Source organism: Pseudonocardia kongjuensis (genome assembly GCF_039526905.1).
Taxonomy (GTDB): Bacteria; Actinomycetota; Actinomycetes; order Mycobacteriales; family Pseudonocardiaceae; genus Pseudonocardia; species Pseudonocardia kongjuensis.
Genome location: NZ_BAAAJK010000004.1, coordinates 273,106 through 292,591 on the forward strand (window position 1 = coordinate 273,106; position 19,486 = coordinate 292,591).

Consider the following 19,486-nt stretch of genomic DNA (forward strand, 5'->3'; position numbering starts at 1 on the left):
GTGAGACCGGTGCCACCCCTGGCGCCGGACGGCGGATGCCGATACGGCAGGCTGGCGGCATGGCGATCTCGTGGGGCCCGCTGCTGCGCAAGGCCGCCGACCTGGCGTTGCGGCTGCTGAAGGACTCCCAGAAGCAGCAGGGGCAGCAGAAGCAGCGACCCCGGTCCGCGCGCCCGTCGGCGCCACCGGCGGCGGCGGGCCGGGTGCGCGCCGCGCCGACCGGTGAGCGCGCCCGGCAGGTCGTCTACGCCCCCGAGCCGGACGGCTCCGCCGACCCGGGCGAGATCGTCTGGACCTGGGTGCCCTACGAGGAGGACCCGAACCAGGGCAAGGACCGCCCGCTGCTGGTCGTCGGCCGGTCCGGCGGGGACCTGCTCGCGCTGATGCTGTCCAGCCAGGAGCGGCGGGCCGGCGACCCGGACTGGGTGGGCATCGGCTCCGGGGCCTGGGACCGGGAGGGCCGGGAGTCCTTCATCCGGCTGGACCGGGTGCTGGAGATCGACGAGCACGGCATCCGCCGGGAGGGCGCGGTGCTCGACCGCAGCCGGTTCGACCGGGTCGCCACCGAGCTGGGCCGATCTGGTGTACCTGCCGCAGGAACCGGCGCTCGACGCCGACGGCACCGTCGGTGACCTGCTCGACGACGCGCTGCGCCCGCTGCACGACGCGGTCGCCGAGCTGGAACGCCTGGCCGCCGAGCTGGCCGGCGACCCGTCCGCCGCCGCCGGCTACGACCGGATGCTCGCCTGGGCGGTGGCGCACGACGCCTGGGACGCCGACCGCCGCGCCGAGGTCACCGCGGGCGCGCTCGGCGTCGCCGATCTGGACCGGGACCGCCCGGTCGGGACTCTGTCCGGCGGGCAGCGCACCCGGCTCGCGATGGCCGCCGCGCTGGTCCGCCGCCCGGCCTGCCTGCTGCTCGACGAACCCACCAACCACCTCGACGACGCCGCGCTCGACCTGCTGGAACGCTCGCTGACCGAGCTGCCCGGGGTGGTCGTCGCGGCGAGCCACGACCGGACGTTCCTGGACCGGGTCTGCACCGGTCTGTTCGATCTCGACGCGGGCGCGCTCGGCACCGACGGCGACGGCGGCCGCCGGTTCGGCGGGTCGTTCACCGAGTACCTGGGCGCGCAGGCGGCGAGCCGGCGGCGCTGGGCGGAGACGTTCGCCGCCCAGCAGGAGGAGATCGGGCGGCTCCGCGAGCGGGCCCGGACCGCGACGTCCGCGATCGCCCCGGGCCGCGGCCCGCGGGACAACGACAAGTTCATCCACGCCTTCAAGGGCGCGAACGTCGAGCGCACCCGGGCCCGCCGGGTGCACGACGCGCAGCGCCGCCTGGAGGTCGCCGAACGGGAGGCACTGCCGAAGCCGCCGCAGCCGCTGCGCTTCGCCGGCCGGCTGACCGGCGACGGCAGCGCCGGTGGGGGCCTCGCGGTGCGGGTCCGCGACCTGGTCGTCGCGGACCGGCTGCGGCTCGACCGGCTGGACCTGCCCGCCGGATCGGGGCTGCTCGTCACCGGCCCGAACGGGTCCGGGAAGTCGACGCTGCTGGCGGTGCTGAACGCCGATCTCGCGCCGTCGTCGGGCACCGTGGACGTCCGGGCCCGGCGGATCGGGCTGCTCGCCCAGGACCCCGACGTCGGGCCGCCGGAGCGCACCGCGGCCGACGCCTACGCCGCGCTCCTGGGCCCGGCCCTCGCCGAGCGGGTGCCGCTGCGCGAGCTCGGCCTGCTGCACCCGCGCGAGCACGGCACCCGGGTCGGCGAGCTGAGCCTGGGCCAGCGGCGCCGGCTGGCGCTGGCGGTGGCGATCGCCGACGCACCGGACCTGCTGCTGCTCGACGAGCCGACCAACCACGTCTCGCTGCGGCTGGCCGGTGAGCTGGAGGAGGCGCTCGGGGTGGCGCCGGGGACGGTGCTGGTCACCTCGCACGACCGGTGGTTGCGGCGGCGGTGGGAGGGGGCGGTGCTGGAGCTCTGAGCGGGCCCTAGTTGAGGCTCTGCTCGTCCGGGAAGGTCCCCTGTGGTGCCGGCACCGCACGGAGCCGGTCGAGCAGCCCGCGCTCCCGGGCGAGCAGCCGGCGCACCTCGCGCAGCCGCTGCACCGGGTCGGTCTGTTCGAGCAGGTCCTGCCGGTCGGCCAGCGGGAGCAGGCAGTCCTCGGCGAGCAGGTGGGCGAGCTCGGCGGTGGGGGTGTCGTCGCCCGGCTCGGACCAGTCCCCGGCCCGCCAGGCGGTCCCGCAGTAGCTGCGGTGCGCCGCCCGCGCCGCCCCCTCCAGCATCGTGACCAGGCGCGGATCGGTCCCGCCGGTGGGGGTGCGGTCGGGCAGGAACTCGACGGTCCCGCACATGTAGGACCGGCTCTCCCGGTCGACGTCGAGCAGCCGGAACCGGCGTCCCCCGCGGGTGACGATGTCGTAGCGCCCGTCGGGCAGCCGGCGCGCGTCGAGCAGCACCGCGGTGCAGCCGACCCGGTGCATCCCGGCCGCGCCGGACCGGTCGGGGGAGTGCCCCTCGCGCACCGCGACGACGCCGAACTCCTTGTCCGGCACCGTGCCGGTGATGAGATCAACGGTGAGCTGCCGGTAGCGGGGCTCGAAGATGTGCAACGGGAGCGCCGCGCCGGGCATCAGCACCGTCCCCAGCGGGAACAGCGGAATCGTCGCGGCCACCGGTTCACGGTAATACGACGTCGGTCGGCCCGCCCGACCGCCGGTCGGCCGCGCCGCGTGCGGGCGGGCGGAGCACCGCGAAGGCGTCGGTCACCCGCAGCGTGCGGTCGGTGAACCGGAACAGCGCGGCCGGACGCCCGCCGGCCCGGCCGGGCGGCACCGTGCCGCCGGTGGGCTCGAGCAGATCCCGCCGGGTCAGGACGCGTTGCAGGTTGGTCGCCGACACCGGGTGCCCGAGCGCGGCGACGTAGTGCTCGCGCAGCGCCGAGATGGTGAACGCGGCGGGCGCGAGCGCGAACCCGAGGTTGGTGTAGGACAGCTTGGCGCGGAGCCGCTCGCGGGCGGACTCGACGATGCCGGCGTGGTCGAACGCGGTCGGCGGCAGCGCCTCGATCTCGTGCCAGGCGGTGTCCGCGGGCAGCTCCGGATCGGCGTCCGAGGGCACCAGGCCGAGGAAGGCGGTCGCGATCGTGCGGGGTCCGGGGGTGCGGTGCGGGTCGGAGAACACCGACAGCTGCTCGACGTGCGCGATCTCCCGGACGTCGACCTTCTCGGCGAGCTGGCGGCGGACCGAGCTCTCGACGTCCTCGTCGGCGGCCAGCCGCCCGCCGGGCAGCGACCAGCGGCCCGCGTCCGGGGCAAGCGCGCGCTGCCACAGCAGCACCCGCAGCCGGCCGTCCCGGATGCCGAGCACGGCGGCGAGTACCTCGTGCTGGGCCGGCGGGTACGTCACGGGGGGAGCCTAGGGGGCGTTTCGGGAAGCACGGGCGGGTGACGGCCGGGTAGCCACAAGGTGAGGTCCCGGTCACGCCGTGGGTGTCCGGGCCCCGGCCCCGGTGCTACGATCCGTCTAGTTTCCGCTCACTAGGCGAAAACCTGATCGGCCCGGGAGGGCGAGATGACCGGAACGCTGACGGCACCGGGGGCGACAGCGGTCGACCCGGCCTGGGCCGACGAGGTCCGCACCCTGGCGCGCAGGCGGGACGCGGTCCTGCTGGCGCACAACTACCAGCTGCCCGAGATCCAGGACATCGCCGACCACGTGGGGGACTCGCTCGCGCTGTCCCGGATCGCGGCCGCGTCGGAGGCGTCGACGATCGTCTTCTGCGGCGTGCACTTCATGGCCGAGACGGCGAAGATCCTCGCCCCGGACAAGACCGTGCTGATCCCGGACGCCCGGGCCGGCTGCTCGCTCGCCGACTCCATCACCGCCGAGCAGCTGCGGGAGTGGAAGGCCGAGCACCCGGGCGCCGTCGTCGTGTCCTACGTGAACACCACCGCGGCGGTGAAGGCCGAGACCGACGTGTGCTGCACCTCGTCGAACGCGGTCGAGGTCGTCGACTCCATCCCGCGCGACCGTGAGGTGCTGTTCCTGCCCGACCAGTTCCTCGGCGCGCACGTCCGCCGGGTGCTCGACCGGGAGAACATGCACGTGTGGGCCGGGGAGTGCCACGTGCACGCCGGCATCAACGGCCGCCAGCTCGCCGACCAGGCGCGATCGCACCCGGAGGCCGACCTGTTCGTGCACCCGGAGTGCGGCTGCGCGACGTCGGCGCTCTACCTGGCCGGCACCGGTGCCGTCCCGGAGAGCCAGGTCAAGATCCTCTCCACCGGCGGCATGATCGACGCCGCCCGCGCCACCGGCGCGAAGGAGGTGCTGGTGGCGACCGAGGTCGGGATGCTGCACCAGCTCCGCCGGGCCGCACCGGAGATCGAGTTCCGCGCGGTCAACGACCGGGCCTCCTGCACCTACATGAAGATGATCACCCCGGAGGCGCTGCTCCGGTCGGTGCGGCACGGCACCGACGAGGTGCACGTCGATCCCGATCTCGCCGCGCGCGGCCGGGCCGCGGTCCAGCGCATGATCGAGATCGGCAACCCGGGGAGCGCGGAGTGACCTGGGAGGCCGGCGCCGATCTGGTCGTCGTCGGGTCCGGGGTCGCCGGACTGACCGCCGCGCTGGACGCGGCCGCCGCCGGGCTGCGCACCGTCGTCGTCACCAAGGACGGGATCGGCGAGGGCTCCACCCGGTGGGCCCAGGGCGGGGTCGCCGTGGTGCTCGGCGACATCGCCGGGGACAGCCTGGAGGCGCACGTCGCGGACACGCTCGCCGCGGGCGGCGGGCTGTGCGACCCGGTCGCGGTGGACACGATCGTCCGCGGCGGGCCGGCCGCGGTCCGCAGGCTCCGCGAGCGCGGCGCCCTGTTCGACGCCCGCGGCACCCGCCTGGAACGGACCCGCGAGGGCGGCCACTCCGCGCTGCGCGTGGTGCACGCAGGCGGCGACGCGACCGGCGCCGAGATCGAGCGCGCCCTGGTCGAGGCCGCCCGCTCCGAGGGGCTGACCGTGCTGGACGGGCACGTCGCGGTGGACGCGCTGCGCGACGCCACCGGCCGGGTGGTCGGGCTGTCCGTGCTCGACGGCGACGGCCGCGCCGGGACGCTGCGCGCCCCCGCGGTGCTGCTGGCCTCCGGCGGCTACGGCCAGCTCTACGCCTCCACCACCAACCCGGCGACCGCCACCGGGGACGGGATCGCGCTCGCCCTGCGGGCCGGGGCGACCGCGTCCGACCTGGAGTTCGTGCAGTTCCACCCGACGGTGCTGTGGTCCGGCCCCGGTTCGGACACCGCGGGCAGGCGTCCGCTGGTCACCGAGGCCGTCCGCGGTGAGGGCGCCGTGCTGCGCGACCGGACCGGGCACGCCTTCATGGCCGCCGTGCACGAGCGCGCCGACCTGGCCCCGCGCGACGTCGTCGCCGCCGCGATCACCCGGCGGATGATCGAGACCGGCTCGGACTGCGTCTACCTGGACGCGACCGGGCTGGACGGGTTCGCCCGCCGGTTCCCGACCGTGCACGCCTCCTGCGCGGCCGTCGGGATCGATCCCGCGACCGACCCGATCCCGGTCACCCCGGCCGCGCACTACGCCTGCGGCGGGGTGGTCGCCGACACCGACGGCCGCACCGGCGTGCCCGGGCTGTACGCGGCGGGCGAGGTGGCCCGCACCGGCCTGCACGGCGCGAACCGGCTGGCGTCGAACTCGCTGCTGGAGGGACTGGTGGTGGGGGAGCGCGCGGTCCGTGCGGTGCTGGCCGACCGCGGGCTCGCGGCGCTGTCCGCGCCGGTCGAGCCGGCTCCGGCGCTGCCGGTCGCCGACCGGGCGGTGGTGCAGCGGGCGATGACCACCTGCGCCGGCATCGGCCGGGACGCGACCGGGCTGGCGACCGCGTCGGACGCGATCGAGGCCGCCACCGTCACCGCGGTCCCGGTCGCCCGCGCCGGGGTGGAGGACGCCGCGCTGACCCTGCTCGCGCAGGCGGTGCTCACCGCGGCGGGCACCCGCCGGGAGACCCGCGGCTGCCATGTGCGCACCGACTTCCCGGACCGCGACGACGTGCACCAGCGGGCCTCGCTGCCGGTCCGGCTGGACGGCTCCGGCCGCCCGGTGGTCGTCGCCGACGCCCTGGTCGGTGCGGCGTGACCGCCCGGATCGCGGCCGGCGTCGGCGGGAACGCGTCGATCGGCGTGCCCGACCCGGACGACCTCGACCGGGTGGTGCGCACCGCGCTCGCCGAGGACCTGCGCTACGGGCCGGACGCGACGACCCGGGCCACCGTCCGCACCGACGCGATGGCGCACGCCGCGTTCACCCCGCGCGCCGACGGCGTCCTGGCCGGGCTCCCCGCCGTGCACGCGGTGCTGCACGCCGTCCTCGGCGACGGGATCGGCCCGGGCACCGGGCAGGCGCAGTACGAGGTCGGCTACTCGGTCGTCTCGACGGCGGCCGACGGGGACCGGCTGCGGGCCGGTGAGCCCGCGCTGGTCGTGTACGGGCCGGTGCAGGGGCTGCTCACCGCGGAGCGGACCGCGCTGAACCTGCTGTGCCACCTGTCCGGGATCGCGACCGCGACCCGGGCCTGGGTGGACGCGGTCGAGGGCACCGGCGCCCGGATCCGGGACACCCGCAAGACGCTGCCCGGGCTGCGGCTGCTGGAGAAGTACGCGGTGCGCTGCGGTGGCGGGGTCAACCACCGGCTCGGGCTGGGCGACGCCGTCCTGATCAAGGACAACCACGTCGCCGCCGCCGGATCGGTGACGGCGGCGCTCGCCGCGGCCCGGGCCGCCGCCCCGGACCTGCCCTGCGAGGTGGAGGTCGACTCGCTGGAGCAGCTCGACGAGGTGCTCGGCCTGGCACCCGAGCTGGTGCTGCTGGACAACTTCTCGGTCGCCGACACCAAGACCGCCGTCCGCCGCCGGGACGCCGCCGCGGCCGCGTCCGGGCACCGGACGCTGCTGGAGTCCTCCGGCGGGCTGGCCCTGGTGAACGCCCGCGGCTACGCGGAGACCGGGGTCGACTTCCTCGCCGTGGGTGCGTTGACGCACTCGGTGACCGCGCTGGACCTCGGACTGGATCTCGTCGCGGGCTGACCGGGCGGTGCCGGGCGCATCCGGCACCGCCCGGCCGCTCTGCCCGCACCGGCGGCTCTGCCCCGGGATCACCGGCCGAGCAGCTCCGGCTGGACCGGCGCCGGATAGCGGACCGAGAACCGCACGTCGCCGAGCAGCTCGCGGATCCGCTGCGCGGCGGCGTCGATCCCGGCGAGCGCGGCGCTGCCGACGTCGGTCCCGGCGCACAGCCGGGTCGCGATCGTGCCGTCCGGGCGCTGCACCCAGCTCCCGGCGATCCGCCCGTCCACCCAGATCGCCGGGCCGCCGTTGCCGTTGCGGTCGAACAGCAGCGGCGCCGCCTCGGGGCCGAGATACCAGTCGCGGGCCTTCCAGCCCATCGTCGTCGGGTCGAGGCCGGGCAGCAGCGCCACCGACGGCCCGGGGTCGCCGACCGGGTCGACGTCGTCGGGCAGCAGATGGCCGGTGCCGCCGCCGTCCAGCGACACGGTGACGGCGCCGACGTCGGCCAGCGCTGCCGTCGTGGTCGCCACCGTCCAGCCCGCCCACCAGCGCAGGTCGTCGCGGGTGGCCGGGCCGAACGCCCGCAGGTACGCGCGGGCCAGGCCGGCCGCGGCGGCCCGTCGGTCCAGCGGCTCGCCGAGCCCGCCGGGCACCCAGTCCCCGGCGGCCGCCCACCGGTACTGGCCGTTGATCCAGGTCCCGGTCGGGCGGGCCCGCAGCACCCGGCCCTCGAACCCGAGGACCAGCAGCACCCTGCTGTGTGCCGGGTAGCTGCCCGGGCCGATCGGCACCGACGTCGCGGACAGCTCCGGCAACGCGGTGCCGATCTCGCGGGCAGTGGTCGGGCCGCGCTCGGCCAGCAGGTCGAGCACCGCGCGGGCGGCGGAGTCGTACCACCCGGCGGGATCGGCGATCCCGGCCGTGCCGAGCCCGCCCAGCAGGGCCCGCCGCTGCACGGCGGCGACGTCGACGGTGGCGGCGTGATGGGCCAGCGCGGCGTGCCGGTGCCCGAACACCCACAGCGTGCGGCGCATCGCGTGGTGGCGGAGCAGGGTGCGCTCGTCGTACAGCGCGGCCGAGACCGGTTCGAGGGCGGGGGAGCGCATCCGCGCCGCCGCCGACAGGTAGACGGTGACCGGATCGGTGGAGTGCAGCGCGACCAGGTCGTCGGCGACGGCCACCACGTCGTCGGTGCGGGTGTGCGGCGCCAACCGGTGCCGGACCGTCAGCCGGGCCCGGCGCTCGGCGTCGTCGACGTGCCGGACGGGCTCACCGGTGCTCATGGCCGGAGAGGGTGCCATGGGGTACCGACAGTCACCCCGCAGCCGGCACCCCGCAGCCGTCAGTCGGGGAGCCGGCGGGCGGCCAGCAGCGCGGCCAGGTTCGTGGTGAGCGGCACCGGGGCGTCGAGCACCAGGTCCTCGCCGGGACGGGCCCGGGCCGTCTCCACCCAGCGGCCCTCGTGCAGCGCGTAGCCGGTGGCGTCCGGCCCGGCCGCGGTGAGATCGATCCGCAGCAGGTGCCCGATCCCGGCGGCCGCGTACAGCGTGGGCTTCACCTGGTCCTTCGTACTTTGCCGGTTCGCCCGGTCGATCGCAGTGTTGATCCCGACCACGAGGCGGACATGGCGCGCCTCCCACACGACCGCGTCCGGATCGATGCCGGGCCCGGCAGCGACCACCGCGAGATCCGGGATCAGGATCCGGTCCGGCCCGAGCCGCACGTTCACCGCCTCGAACACGTCGAGATCGTCCGGCCGGGCCCGTTCGAGCAGTCTGGTGCGGGCTGCCCGGGCTGGGGCTCACGAGGAGCCCCCCGTCGAGCAGCTCGATCCGGCGGCGGTCGTCGGGCAGCTCGAGGAAGCTCTCCTCGGACCAGTGCTCGGGCGCGTCCGGCTGCGGGTCGTAGGCGGGTGCGGCCATCGGCTGCTCACCTCCGTGGCGTCGGGGTCGACGGTGGCAGCTTCGACCGGGGGTACGACAGTTCCGGTGCGGACACGGATCCGATGGGGACACAGGCGGCGGTTCCGGCGGCGGAGCCCGTGCTCACCGCCGGGTCGCGTTCCTGTCGGACCCCCGCCGTACCCTGGGGACCATGCTCCGTCGTCTCGACCTGCGACCCGACGCGTTACCCCGGCCGGCCGTCCTGCGCGCGACGATGCCGCGCGCCGAGCTGGACATCGACGGCGCGCTGGCCGTCGTGCGACCGCTGGTCGAGGCCGTGCGGGAGCGTGGCGCCGAGGCCGCGCTGGAGGCCACCGAGCGGTTCGACAAGGTCCGCCCGGACACGGTGCGCGTTCCGGCGGCCGCGCTCGCCGGCGCGCTGCGTGATCTCGACCCGGCCGTCCGTGCGGCGCTGGAGACCTCGATCGAGCGGGCCCGGGTGGTGCACCTCGAGCAGCGCCGGGCCGACGTCGTCACCCGGGTGGTGCCGGGCGGCACCGTCACCGAGCGGTTCGTCCCGGTCCGACGGGTCGGGCTGTACGCGCCGGGCGGGCTCGCCGTCTACCCGTCGAGCGTGATCATGAACGTGGTCCCGGCGCAGGCCGCGGGCGTCGAGTCGCTGGTCGTGGCGTCCCCGGCGCAGGCCGAGTTCGGCGGCCTCCCGCACCCGACGATCCTGGCCGCGGCGGCGCTGCTCGGCGTCGACGAGGTGTGGGCGGTCGGCGGTGCGCAGTGCGTCGCGCTGCTCGCCCACGGCGGCACCGACACCGACGGCGGCGAGCTGGAGCCGGTCGACATGGTCACCGGCCCGGGCAACGTCTACGTCACCGCCGCGAAGCGGATGCTGCGCGGCGTCGTCGGGATCGACGCCGAGGCGGGCACCACCGAGATCGCGATCCTGGCCGACGACACGGCCGACGCCGGGCACGTCGCCGCCGACCTGATCTCCCAGGCCGAGCACGACCCGAACGCGGCGTCGGTGCTGGTCACCACGTCCGAGGAGCTGCTCGCGCGGGTCGAGGCCGAGCTGGAGACCCGGGTCGGTGCGACCAAGCACGGCGAGCGGGTCCGCACCGCGCTCACCGGTCCGCAGTCCGGGGTCATCCTGGTCCGGTCGATCGACGACGGGCTCGCCGTCGTCGACGCCTACGCCGCCGAGCACCTGGAGATCCAGACCGCCGACGCGGCCGCGGTCGCCGCCCGGGTCCGCAACGCCGGGGCGATCTTCGTCGGCGCCTACTCGCCGGTGTCGCTGGGCGACTACTGCGCCGGGTCGAACCACGTGCTGCCCACCGGCGGCTGCGCCCGGCACTCCGGCGGCCTGTCGACCTCGACGTTCCTGCGCGGGGTACACGTCGTCGACTACACCGCCGAGGCGCTGCGCGAGGTCGCCGACCGCGTCGTCACCCTGGCGAACGCCGAGGACCTGCCCGCGCACGGCGAGGCCGTCACCGCCCGGTTCGAGGGCGGCGCATGAGCACCCCCGGGGACGGCGTCCGGCTCGAGGACCTGCCGCTGCGCGACGACCTGCGCGGGAAGAGCCCGTACGGGGCGCCGCAGCTCGACGTCGCCGTCCGGCTCAACACCAACGAGAACCCGTACCCGCCGCCGCCGGAGCTGGTCGCCGACGTCGGCGCCGCCTGCGAGGAGGCGGCCCGCGAGCTGCACCGCTACCCGGACCGGGACGCGGTCGCCCTGCGCGCCGATCTCGCCGCCTACCTGACCGGGCAGACCGGGGTCGCGCTGACCGAGCGGAACCTGTGGGCCGCGAACGGCTCGAACGAGATCCTGCAGCAGCTCCTGCAGGCGTTCGGCGGGCCGGGGCGCAGCGCGCTCGGGTTCGTGCCCAGCTACTCCATGCACCCGATCATCTCCTCGGGCACGCAGACCGAGTTCGTGCCGGTCCCGCGCCGGGCCGACTTCTCCATCGACATCGACGACGCGATCAGCACCGTCCGCCGGCAGGCGCCGGACATCACGTTCGTCACCAGCCCGAACAACCCGACCGGGCAGTCGATCGCCCCCGCCGACCTGGCCCGCCTGGTCGACGCCGCACCCGGGCTGGTCATCGTCGACGAGGCCTACGCCGAGTTCGCCGAGGCCACCGGGCGGCCCAGCGCCACCACGCTGCTCGCGAGCCACGGGCACAAGCTCGTCGTCTCGCGCACCATGAGCAAGGCGTTCGCCTTCGCCGGCGGCCGGCTCGGCTACCTCGCCGCGGCACCCGCGGTCGTCGACGCCGTCCAGCTGGTCCGGCTGCCCTACCACCTGTCGGTGCTGGCCCAGGCGTCCGCGCGGGCCGCGCTGCGGCACGCCGACGCGACCCTCGGCTCGGTCGCGCTGCTGGCCGCCGAGCGGGACCGGGTCTCGGCCGAGCTGGCCGCCGCCGGGTACGACGTGATCGGGTCCGACGCCAACTTCGTGCTGTTCGGCCGGTTCGCCGACGCCGGGCGGGCCTGGAAGGGCTTCCTGGAACAGGGTGTGCTGATCCGCGACGTGGGTATCCCGGAGCGTCTGCGGGTCACGATCGGAACCCCCGAGGAGAACGACGTCTTCCTGCAGGTTGCAGGCGACCTCGCCGTCAAGGAGCTGTTGTGAGCAGAGTGGGCCGCGTCGAGCGCGTCACCAAGGAGACCCGGATCGTCGTCGAGATCGACCTCGACGGCACCGGGACGACCGACATCGACACGAAGGTCCCGTTCTACGACCACATGCTGGACGCGTTCGGCAAGCACGGGTCGTTCGACCTGTCGGTGCAGGCCTCGGGCGACATCGAGATCGACTCGCACCACACCGTCGAGGACGTCGCGATCGTCCTCGGCCAGGCGATCCGGCAGGCGCTGGGGGACAAGACGGGCATCCGCCGGTTCGGCGACGCCTGGATCCCGATGGACGAGGCGCTGGCGCACGCCGTCGTCGACGTGTCCGGCCGGCCGTACACGGTGTGCACCGGCGAGCCGGAGATGATGCGCGGCTTCGTCGTCGGCGGGCACTACCCGACCGTGCTGAACAAGCACGTGTTCGAGTCGCTGGCCTTCCACGGGCATCTCGCGCTGCACGTGCGGGTGCTCGACGGGCGGGACCCGCACCACATCACCGAGGCGGAGTTCAAGGCCGTCGCCCGCGCGCTGCGCGCGGCGACCGAGCCCGACCCGCGGGTCAGCGGGGTGCCGTCGACCAAGGGTGCGCTGTAGCGGGTCACTCCGGTCCGCCGGACCGCAGCCAGGCCAGCACCGCCGGCACCCGAGCTGGAGCGCCTGACCGGCCATCCGGTCCGCTCGGAGCACCGGGCCGTGGGTGAGACGAAGCCGGTCCCCGAGTGCGACGCGGTCGTCGTCTGCCCGGCGACGGTCAACACCGTCAACAAGTGGGCCGCCGGGATCTGCGACACGCCGGCGCTCGGCGCGCTGGTCGAGGCGGTGGGCAGGCGGCTACCGGTGGTGGCGGTGCCGTACGGGAGTCCGGCGCTCCGCGGGCACCCCGCCTTCGGTGCGGCCGTCCGGAACCTGCGGGAGTGGGGGGTCGACGTGCTGTCGCTCCCGGACGACGCACGGTCAGGCGCGCCGGCAGGAGAGCAGCTCGGTGTCGGAACCGGTCGCGAGGTGCTTGTTCGCGATGTAGGTCTGCCGGACGTGACAGACGAGCGGGTCTCCCGCCCGGACCCCGGGGAGCAGCTCGATCCGGTCGGACCGGACGAAGCCGCTCGGCAGGGCGTCCGGCGGTCCGGGCGGGGACAGGCGCACCGACATGGTTCCGTCCGCCTCGTCGACGTACCTGACCTGGGCCGGGAACTCGCCCTCCCAGTGCTGCACCCGGGTCAGCAGGTGCGCCAGCAGCAGGAGCCCCCCGGACACCAGCGCGGCCGGGATCAGCAGGACGAGCAGGACGGTGCGCGGTCGCGGGCGTCGGACGGCCATGCCCGCATGGTCGCGCGCCGTCCCGGTGCGGGACTCCGTAGCCGTACCGACCCCGGCCGCCGGGTCAGCCGGTCTCGACCGGGAGCGCCGCGTCCGCCGTCCACTCGGACAGCGACCCGTCGTAGACCGCCACCTCGGCCCCGCTGACGACGAACGCGGCGAACGCCGGCAGGGTGGCCGCGATCCCGCCGCCGCAGTAGGTCACCGCCCGCCGGGCGTCGAGGATGCCCGCCTCCTGCAGCTTCGCGGTCAGTCCGGCCTCGTCGAGGAACCGCCCGGTGGCCGGGTCGAGCAGGTCGAACAGCGGCAGGTTGGTGCTGCCCGGGATGCGGCCGCGGCGACTGTAGGGGCTGATCTCCTGCTCGCCCCGGTAGGTGGCCGGGTCGAGCGCATTGACGACGACGCCGGCATCGTCGCCGGTGCTGAGGCTGCGCACCTCGTCGGTGGTGGCGAGCAGCTCCGGCCGCCAGCGCGGGGTGAAGGTCGCCGGTACCGGCTTCGGCTCGCCGGACTCGGTGGGGTGCCCGGCCACGGTCCACGCCCGCAGCCCGCCGTCGAGCACGGACACCGCGTCGTGGCCGAACGCGCGCAGCAGCCACCACAGCCGGGTGGCCCAGGCGTTGCCTGCGGTGTCGTAGGCGACGACGTGCGTGCCGTCGCCGATACCCAGCGCGCCGGCCGCCGCGGCGAACTGCTCGGCGGTGGGGACGGCGAGCGAGAACCGCGCGGACGGATCGGAGAACGCGCCGGGGATGTCGGCGAACACCGCTGTGGGCAGGTGCGCGTCGCGGAAGCCCTCGATGTCCGGGGCGACCTGGTAGGGCTCCCCTTCGACGGTGGTGGCGAGACGGGTGGTGGCGTCGACGACCAGGACGTCGGGGCGGTCGGCGGCCGCGGCGAGCTCGTCGGCGGAGACGAGCGGGGGCAGGATCGGGGACACGGTGTGCTCCTTCGGTGCGGACTCGATGAGGTCTGGCTCGGTGGGTGTGCGGCGGCGGGCGATCGCACGACGGTGGCGGTGGACCGGGCGACGGCCCGGCGCGTGGTCGGCCCGTGCCGGCCGGTGGTCCCGGCCACGCTGCGGCACTGTGGCCCCGGCCGCGCGGCGGGACTGTGGCCCCGGCCGCGCGGCGGCACTGTGGCCCGGCCGCGCGGCGGCACTGTGGCCCGGCCGCGCGGCGGCACTGTGGCCCGGCCGCGCGGCCACGCTGCGGCCCGCCCACGGGCGGTCGTGCCGGTGCCCCGGCCACGACGGTCGTGCCGGTGCCGCGGCTGCGCGCGTCGTCGATCCCGGGATGGGCCGACGTCGCGGTGCGGGAGGCGGCAGGTCCGCCGTGGGCCGCGGAGCTGTGCGGGCAGGCCGGTGCCGGATCAGCCCGGACAGGCGGTGGCGTGGACCCGCATGAGGTCGAGCCAGCGCCGCTGTGACCGGCAGGGGCGCAGGTACCCGCCCGGCCGCGGTCCGGGGCGGGGGAGCGGAGCGGCGGCCACGGATCGAGGCTAGGCCCGCCGCCACGGCGCCGACAAGCACGCTCGGTGCGACGGTGCCCCCGGCGCGGCCCGGCCGGGAGACTAGGCTGGTCGGCGTGGCACGGATCGTCGTCCTCGACTACGGATCGGGAAACCTCCGCTCGGCCGAGCGGGCTCTGGAACGCGTCGGCGCGGACGTCACCGTCACCCCCGACTTCGACACCGCGGCCGAGGCGGACGGGCTGGTCGTCCCCGGTGTCGGCGCGTTCGCGGCCTGCATGCGCGGCCTGCACGCGGTGCGCGGCCCGGAGCTCATCGGGCGCCGGCTCGCCGGCGGCCGCCCGGTGCTCGGCATCTGCGTCGGGATGCAGGTGATGTTCGAGCGGGGCGTCGAGTTCGACGAGGACACCGCGGGCTGCGGGGAGTGGCCGGGCACGGTCGAGCGGATCCAGGCGGACGTGTTGCCGCACATGGGCTGGAACACCGTCCGCGCCCCGCGGGACAGCACCCTGTTCGCCGGCCTCGACGACGACACCCGCTTCTACTTCGTGCACTCGTTCGGCGTCCGGCGCTGGGAGCTCGAGGAGTCGCACGCCATCGCCCCGCCCATGGTCACCTGGACCCGGCACGGCGAGGACGTCGTCGCCGCCGTCGAGAACGGCGCGCTCGCGGCCACCCAGTTCCACCCGGAGAAGTCCGGCGACGCCGGCGCCACCGTCCTGGAGAACTGGCTGAAGTCCCTCTCCTGACCGCACCCGGGCCCGTTCGCACGGGTTCACGCGATCCGCACGGGATCCGATCCCGTGCGGATGCGACGAACCCGTGCGAACGGGTGCGCCGGCCGGGTCAGGCGCGCTCGATCGTGCCGGTGACCGGGGTGGCGTTGAGGACGTTGTCGAACATCGGCGAGGTCGCCTCGGTGGCGGCCCGGATCTCGTCCAGGACGGCCTGGTCGGCGTCGGTGTCGACGTGCACGGTGTAGCTGATTCCGGAGAACCCGGGGCGGACCTTCTCGTCCAGCGCGAGGTAGCCGCGCAGGTCGAAGTCGCCGCTCACCTCGATCCGCAGGTCGCGGTACTCGATGCCGCGCTGCACCGCCTGGGTCACCCAGCCGATCGTCAGGCAGGTGCCGATCGCCGCCAGCACGAGCTCCATCGGGTCGATCGCCGCGTCGGTGCCGCCGAGCGGGGCCGGCTCGTCGGTCTGCAGCACGAACGACCGGGCCGTGGTCCGCGCGCGGGCGCCGTCCTCCCAGCTGGTGACGGTGGTGAAGGACCCGGAGCCGACGGACGGATCCTCCGCGACGGCCGCCTTGGTGGCTTCGAGGGTGGCCAGGTCCAGCGTCGAGCAGCTCTTGGTCATCGGTGTCTCCTGCATTCGTCCGGACTAATCGGCGGCCAGTCTGTAGCATCCCCGCTCGTGCCGTCCAGTGGAACGCCCGGCCGGGATCCGTTGTGGGCCACCGTGCTCGCCGATCTCCGCGATCGGCTCGCGGCGCGCGAGTTCGACGACCGGTTCCCCACCGACCGCGAGCTGATGGATCGGTACCGGGTCAGCAGGCACACCGTCCGGGAGGCGGTCCGCCGGCTCGGCGTGGTCGAGCGCAGGCCGCGGCTCGGCGGCCGGGTCCGCGCGCCCGCCACCGGGGCGCTGCCCGGGCTGGGCCGGACCCTGGCCGCGCTGGGCGTCCGGCTGGAGCTGCTCCCCGACCCGCACGCCGGGGGCCCGCACACAGGCGGCCCGACCGACCCGGACACCGCGACCGGCCCGGGCACTGCGACCGGCCGGAGCACTGCCACCGGCCGGAGCACTGCGACCGACTTGAGCACCGCCACCGGCTTGGGCGCCGCCACCGGCCGGAGCACCGCCACCGCCGCCCGGCACCTGCTGCGCGCCGACGGTCTCCCGCTGGCCGACTCGCAGTGCCGGGTCGAGGGCCCCGGCCCCCCGGCCGCCGAGCTGGCCCCGGGACTGCTCGGGCTCGGCGCCCCACCGGTCGCGCTGCATCCCGGTCCGGAGTCGGTGCTGCCCGACGTCCCGCCCGCCGCGGTCCGGGAGGCCCTCGAACTGGGGGAGGGGATCGCCGTGTACCGGGTCGACACCACGCACACGCTGGACGGCGGCGGCACCGTGACGCACCGCGCGTACGTCCGCGCCGACCGCTACCCGTGCATCCTGCGGTTCACCCCGGGCTGAGCACGCCGCCCGACCGGGGTTCGGGGCCCGCTCGTAGGCTGGACCGGTGAGCTTCACGTTGCTTCCCGCGGTGGACGTGGCCGACGGCGCGGCCGTCCGGCTGGTACAGGGCGAGGCCGGTACCGAGACCGGCTACGGCGAGCCCCTGGAGGCCGCCCTGACCTGGCAGCGCGACGGCGCCGAGTGGATCCACCTGGTCGACCTGGACGCCGCGTTCGGTCGCGGCTCGAACGCCCCGCTGCTGGCCGAGGTGGTCGGCAGGCTGGACGTGAAGGTCGAGCTGTCCGGCGGCATCCGCGACGACGAGTCGCTGGATCGCGCGCTGTCCACCGGCGCTGCCCGGCTCAACCTGGGCACCGCCGCCCTGGAGCAGCCGCAGTGGTGCGCGAAGGTGCTCGCCGAGCACGGCGACCGGATCGCGATCGGGCTGGACGTCAAGATGATCGACGGCAGGCGCCGGGTCGCGTCCCGCGGCTGGACGGCCGACGGCGGCGACCTGTGGGAGACCCTCGCCCGGCTGGACGGCGACGGGGCCGCCCGCTACGTCGTCACCGACGTCTCGAAGGACGGCACCCTGACCGGACCGAACGTCGAGCTGCTGACCGAGGTCGCGAAGGCCACCAGCGCCCCGGTCGTCGCGTCCGGCGGCATCTCCGAGGTGGCCGACCTGGTCCGGCTCGCCGAGGTCGCCGCGAGCGGGGTGAACATCGAGGGCTCGATCATCGGCAAGGCGCTCTACGCCGGCCGGTTCACGCTGCCCGAGGCCCTCGAGGCCGTGCGGAAGGTGGGCTGATGGGCGTCGCGGTCCGCGTCATCCCGTGCCTGGACGTCGACGCCGGGCGCGTGGTCAAGGGCGTCAACTTCAAGGAGCTGCGGGACGCCGGCGATCCGGTCGAGATGGCCCGGGTGTACGACGCGGAGGGCGCCGACGAGCTGACCTTCCTCGACGTCACCGCGTCCTCCGGGGAACGCGCGACGATGATCGACGTGGTCCGCCGGACCGCGGAGCAGGTGTTCATCCCGCTGACCGTCGGCGGCGGCATCCGCACCCCCGACGACGTCGACCGGATGCTCCGCGCCGGCGCGGACAAGGTCGGCGTGAACACCGCCGCGATCGCCCGCCCCGAGCTGCTGCACGAGATGTCGCGCCGGTTCGGGTCGCAGTGCATCGTGCTCTCGGTCGACGCCCGGCGGGTCCCCGACGGGGAGCGCCCGCAGCCGTCCGGCTACGAGGTGACCACGCACGGCGGGCGCCGTTCCGCCGGGGTGGACGCGGTGGAGTGGGCGGCCCGCGGCCAGGAGCTGGGGGTCGGCGAGATCCTGCTGAACTCGATGGACGCCGACGGCACCCGGGCCGGTTTCGACCTGGAGATGATCGAGGCCGTCCGGAAGGTGGTGGACGTGCCGGTGATCGCCTCGGGCGGCGCCGGGACGGTCGACCACTTCGCTCCGGCGGTGCGGGCGGGCGCGGACGCGGTGCTCGCGGCGAGCGTCTTCCACTTCGGGACGCTGCGGATCGGCGAGGTGAAGGACGCGATGCGGACCGACGGGGTGGAGGTGCGGTGAGCTCGGCGAGCGTGCGGGTCACCGAGTCGGCGCTGGATCCGGCGATCGCCGCCCGGCTCAAGCGGGACGCCGACGGGCTGGTGTGCGCGGTGGTGCAGTCCCGGGCCGGTGAGGTCCTGATGGTCGGCTGGATGGACGACGAGGCGTTGCACCGCACGCTGACCACCGGCCGGGGGACCTACTGGTCGCGGTCCCGGCAGGAGTACTGGGTCAAGGGCGACACCTCGGGGCACGTCCAGCACGTGCACGAGGTGCGGCTGGACTGCGACGGCGACGCGCTGCTGGTCGTCGTCGACCAGGAGGGACCGGCCTGCCACACCGGCACCCGGACCTGCTTCGACACCGACGTCCTGCTCGCCGCCGACTGATCACCGGTTGTGGAGCGCAGCACCCGCCTGCGCGGCCCGGCGCTCCACAACCGGTGATCACCCGGTGGTCACCCAGCGGATCCCGGCGGTGATCAACGTCCCGCCGGCCCGCACCACGGTGGCCTCGGTGACCGGCAGCCAGGGCAGCCGCAGCGGCAGCCGGGCCCAGCGCGGGAGCAGCCCGACCGATGCGGCGGCCAGCACCGCGTAGGGCACCCGCGCGGAGAGCGGCAGCGGCGGCTGCAGCAGCAGGAACCGGGCCGCGTCCCGGGCCTCGGGGGTGCCGGAGAGCTCGGGCCGGTAGCCGGCCAGCTGCTCGGCCAGCTCGGCGGCGGTCTCCGGCGGGTCGGGTATCCCCAGCTCACGGGCGACCCGCGCGGTGTCGGCGACGTAGCCGTCCCGGCCCCGGGCGTCCAGCGGTTCCTTCCCGTAGCGGTCGTGCGCGGCGAGGAAGCTGTCGATCTCGGCGACGTGCACCCAGCGCAACAGGTGCGGATCGGACGCGGAGTAGCGCCGCCCGTCGGGGGCCACCCCCTGCACCGGTGCGTGCGCCCGCCGGATCCGCTCGATCACCCGCTGCGCCTCGTCGGCCGGCCCGAACGTGGTGGCGGCCAGGAAGTAGGAGGTGCGCTGCAGCCGTCCCCACGGGTCACCGCGGAAGCCGGAGTGCCCGGCGACACCCGCCATGGCGAGCGGGTGCAGCGACTGCAGCAGCAGCGCCCGCAGGCCGCCGACGAACATCGACGCGTCGCCGTGCACCCGGCGGATCGGCGCGTCCCCGGCGAACCAGCGCGGCCCCTCGGAGCCGAGGACCCGGGCCCGGCGGCCGGATCCCTCGTCCCCGGCGACCCGGGAGAAGACCGCCGAACCGGCCCGCGACCGCAGGATCGCGAGCCGGTCGGTGACGGCGCCCGGCAGCCGGGGGGTGAGATCGACCATCCGT

The 19,486-nt window shown here is 75.6% G+C and carries 21 protein-coding genes and 1 pseudogene; 14 read left to right on the forward strand and 8 right to left on the reverse strand.

Going from position 1 to position 19,486, the window contains the following annotated elements; all coding sequences use genetic code 11:
• Nucleotides 1–59 precede the first annotated feature (59 nt).
• A complete protein-coding gene (locus tag ABD160_RS05410; RefSeq protein WP_344018905.1) occupies nt 60–632 on the forward strand; it encodes a type II toxin-antitoxin system PemK/MazF family toxin in 573 nt (190 codons plus the stop codon).
• Nucleotides 583–1,983, forward strand: a complete 1,401-nt coding sequence (locus ABD160_RS05415) for an ATP-binding cassette domain-containing protein (RefSeq protein WP_344018908.1) — start codon at nt 583–585, stop codon at nt 1,981–1,983. The genes ABD160_RS05410 and ABD160_RS05415 overlap by 50 nt, the downstream gene beginning before the upstream one ends.
• Before the next feature lie 7 nt (nt 1,984–1,990).
• Here ABD160_RS05415 and ABD160_RS05420 read toward each other — a convergent pair whose 3' ends face one another.
• Nucleotides 1,991–2,674 carry an LON peptidase substrate-binding domain-containing protein gene (locus ABD160_RS05420; RefSeq protein WP_344018910.1) on the reverse strand — a complete coding sequence of 228 codons (684 nt, stop codon included), beginning with the start codon at nt 2,672–2,674 and terminating at the stop codon, nt 1,991–1,993.
• A gap of 4 nt (nt 2,675–2,678) precedes the next feature.
• Nucleotides 2,679–3,407, reverse strand: a complete 729-nt coding sequence (locus ABD160_RS05425) for an NUDIX hydrolase (protein WP_344018912.1) — start codon at nt 3,405–3,407, stop codon at nt 2,679–2,681.
• Between the two features lie 165 nt (nt 3,408–3,572).
• On the opposite strand from ABD160_RS05425, the gene nadA reads away from it, so the two are divergent.
• From nadA to nadC, 3 genes are read left to right on the forward strand one after another with little or no spacing between them, the layout of a single operon-like run.
• Entirely contained in the window at nt 3,573–4,571 is a 999-nt protein-coding gene (gene nadA, locus ABD160_RS05430) for a quinolinate synthase NadA (RefSeq protein ID WP_344018914.1), read from the forward strand.
• On the forward strand, nt 4,568–6,154 hold the full coding sequence (locus tag ABD160_RS05435) for an L-aspartate oxidase (RefSeq protein ID WP_344018916.1): 1,587 nt from the start codon (nt 4,568–4,570) through the stop codon (nt 6,152–6,154). The genes nadA and ABD160_RS05435 overlap by 4 nt, the downstream gene beginning before the upstream one ends.
• A complete protein-coding gene (gene nadC / locus ABD160_RS05440; RefSeq protein ID WP_425563580.1) occupies nt 6,151–7,101 on the forward strand; it encodes a carboxylating nicotinate-nucleotide diphosphorylase in 951 nt (316 codons plus the stop codon). Before ABD160_RS05435 ends, nadC begins: the two co-directional genes overlap by 4 nt.
• A gap of 68 nt (nt 7,102–7,169) precedes the next feature.
• On the opposite strand, the gene ABD160_RS05445 is transcribed toward nadC, so the two are convergent.
• Together ABD160_RS05445 and ABD160_RS05450 are read right to left on the reverse strand one after the other, a co-directional pair.
• Entirely contained in the window at nt 7,170–8,366 is a 1,197-nt protein-coding gene (locus tag ABD160_RS05445) for a winged helix DNA-binding domain-containing protein (RefSeq protein WP_344018918.1), read from the reverse strand.
• A 59-nt stretch (nt 8,367–8,425) separates the two neighbouring features.
• The gene (locus ABD160_RS05450) at nt 8,426–8,824 is read right to left on the reverse strand and encodes a hypothetical protein (RefSeq protein ID WP_344018921.1); all 399 of its coding nucleotides are present in this window, start codon (nt 8,822–8,824) and stop codon (nt 8,426–8,428) included.
• Nucleotides 8,825–9,177: 353 nt separating this feature from the next.
• Here ABD160_RS05450 and hisD point away from each other — a divergent pair, with 353 nt between their 5' ends.
• From hisD to ABD160_RS33290, 4 genes and pseudogenes are all read left to right on the forward strand, one after another.
• The gene (hisD, locus tag ABD160_RS05455; RefSeq protein ID WP_344018924.1) at nt 9,178–10,503 is read left to right on the forward strand and encodes a histidinol dehydrogenase; all 1,326 of its coding nucleotides are present in this window, start codon (nt 9,178–9,180) and stop codon (nt 10,501–10,503) included.
• Nucleotides 10,500–11,624 (forward strand): histidinol-phosphate transaminase, encoded by a 1,125-nt coding sequence (locus ABD160_RS05460; RefSeq protein ID WP_344018926.1) that lies wholly within the window; start codon nt 10,500–10,502, stop codon nt 11,622–11,624. Before hisD ends, ABD160_RS05460 begins: the two co-directional genes overlap by 4 nt.
• On the forward strand, nt 11,621–12,220 hold the full coding sequence (gene hisB, locus ABD160_RS05465) for an imidazoleglycerol-phosphate dehydratase HisB (RefSeq protein WP_344018928.1): 600 nt from the start codon (nt 11,621–11,623) through the stop codon (nt 12,218–12,220). Before ABD160_RS05460 ends, hisB begins: the two co-directional genes overlap by 4 nt.
• A gap of 99 nt (nt 12,221–12,319) precedes the next feature.
• A pseudogene (locus ABD160_RS33290) lies at nt 12,320–12,481 on the forward strand (flavoprotein); the annotation flags it as partial.
• Nucleotides 12,482–12,580: 99 nt separating this feature from the next.
• Here ABD160_RS33290 and ABD160_RS05470 read toward each other — a convergent pair.
• Both ABD160_RS05470 and ABD160_RS05475 read right to left on the reverse strand, forming a co-directional pair.
• A complete protein-coding gene (locus ABD160_RS05470) occupies nt 12,581–12,943 on the reverse strand; it encodes a hypothetical protein (protein ID WP_344018930.1) in 363 nt (120 codons plus the stop codon).
• Nucleotides 12,944–13,007: 64 nt separating this feature from the next.
• Entirely contained in the window at nt 13,008–13,883 is an 876-nt protein-coding gene (locus ABD160_RS05475; RefSeq protein WP_344018932.1) for a sulfurtransferase, read from the reverse strand.
• Nucleotides 13,884–14,529: 646 nt separating this feature from the next.
• Between ABD160_RS05475 and hisH the strand changes: the two genes are divergently transcribed.
• Nucleotides 14,530–15,162, forward strand: coding sequence for an imidazole glycerol phosphate synthase subunit HisH (gene hisH / locus ABD160_RS05480; protein WP_344018935.1), 633 nt, complete (start codon nt 14,530–14,532; stop codon nt 15,160–15,162).
• A gap of 97 nt (nt 15,163–15,259) precedes the next feature.
• Here hisH and ABD160_RS05485 read toward each other — a convergent pair whose 3' ends face one another.
• Nucleotides 15,260–15,775, reverse strand: coding sequence for an OsmC family protein (locus ABD160_RS05485; protein WP_344018937.1), 516 nt, complete (start codon nt 15,773–15,775; stop codon nt 15,260–15,262).
• Nucleotides 15,776–15,832: 57 nt separating this feature from the next.
• On the opposite strand from ABD160_RS05485, the gene ABD160_RS05490 reads away from it, so the two are divergent.
• From ABD160_RS05490 to hisI, 4 genes are read left to right on the forward strand one after another with little or no spacing between them, the layout of a single operon-like run.
• A complete protein-coding gene (locus ABD160_RS05490) occupies nt 15,833–16,609 on the forward strand; it encodes a GntR family transcriptional regulator (protein WP_344018939.1) in 777 nt (258 codons plus the stop codon).
• A 46-nt stretch (nt 16,610–16,655) separates the two neighbouring features.
• Entirely contained in the window at nt 16,656–17,402 is a 747-nt protein-coding gene (priA, locus tag ABD160_RS05495) for a bifunctional 1-(5-phosphoribosyl)-5-((5-phosphoribosylamino)methylideneamino)imidazole-4-carboxamide isomerase/phosphoribosylanthranilate isomerase PriA (RefSeq protein WP_344018941.1), read from the forward strand.
• Entirely contained in the window at nt 17,402–18,175 is a 774-nt protein-coding gene (hisF, locus tag ABD160_RS05500; protein WP_344018944.1) for an imidazole glycerol phosphate synthase subunit HisF, read from the forward strand. The genes priA and hisF overlap by 1 nt, the downstream gene beginning before the upstream one ends.
• Complete coding sequence (gene hisI / locus ABD160_RS05505) at nt 18,172–18,543, forward strand: phosphoribosyl-AMP cyclohydrolase (RefSeq protein ID WP_344018947.1); 372 nt, start codon at nt 18,172–18,174, stop codon at nt 18,541–18,543. The genes hisF and hisI overlap by 4 nt, the downstream gene beginning before the upstream one ends.
• A gap of 57 nt (nt 18,544–18,600) precedes the next feature.
• On the opposite strand, the gene ABD160_RS05510 is transcribed toward hisI, so the two are convergent.
• On the reverse strand, nt 18,601–19,482 hold the full coding sequence (locus tag ABD160_RS05510; protein WP_344018950.1) for an oxygenase MpaB family protein: 882 nt from the start codon (nt 19,480–19,482) through the stop codon (nt 18,601–18,603).
• Nucleotides 19,483–19,486 lie beyond the last annotated feature (4 nt).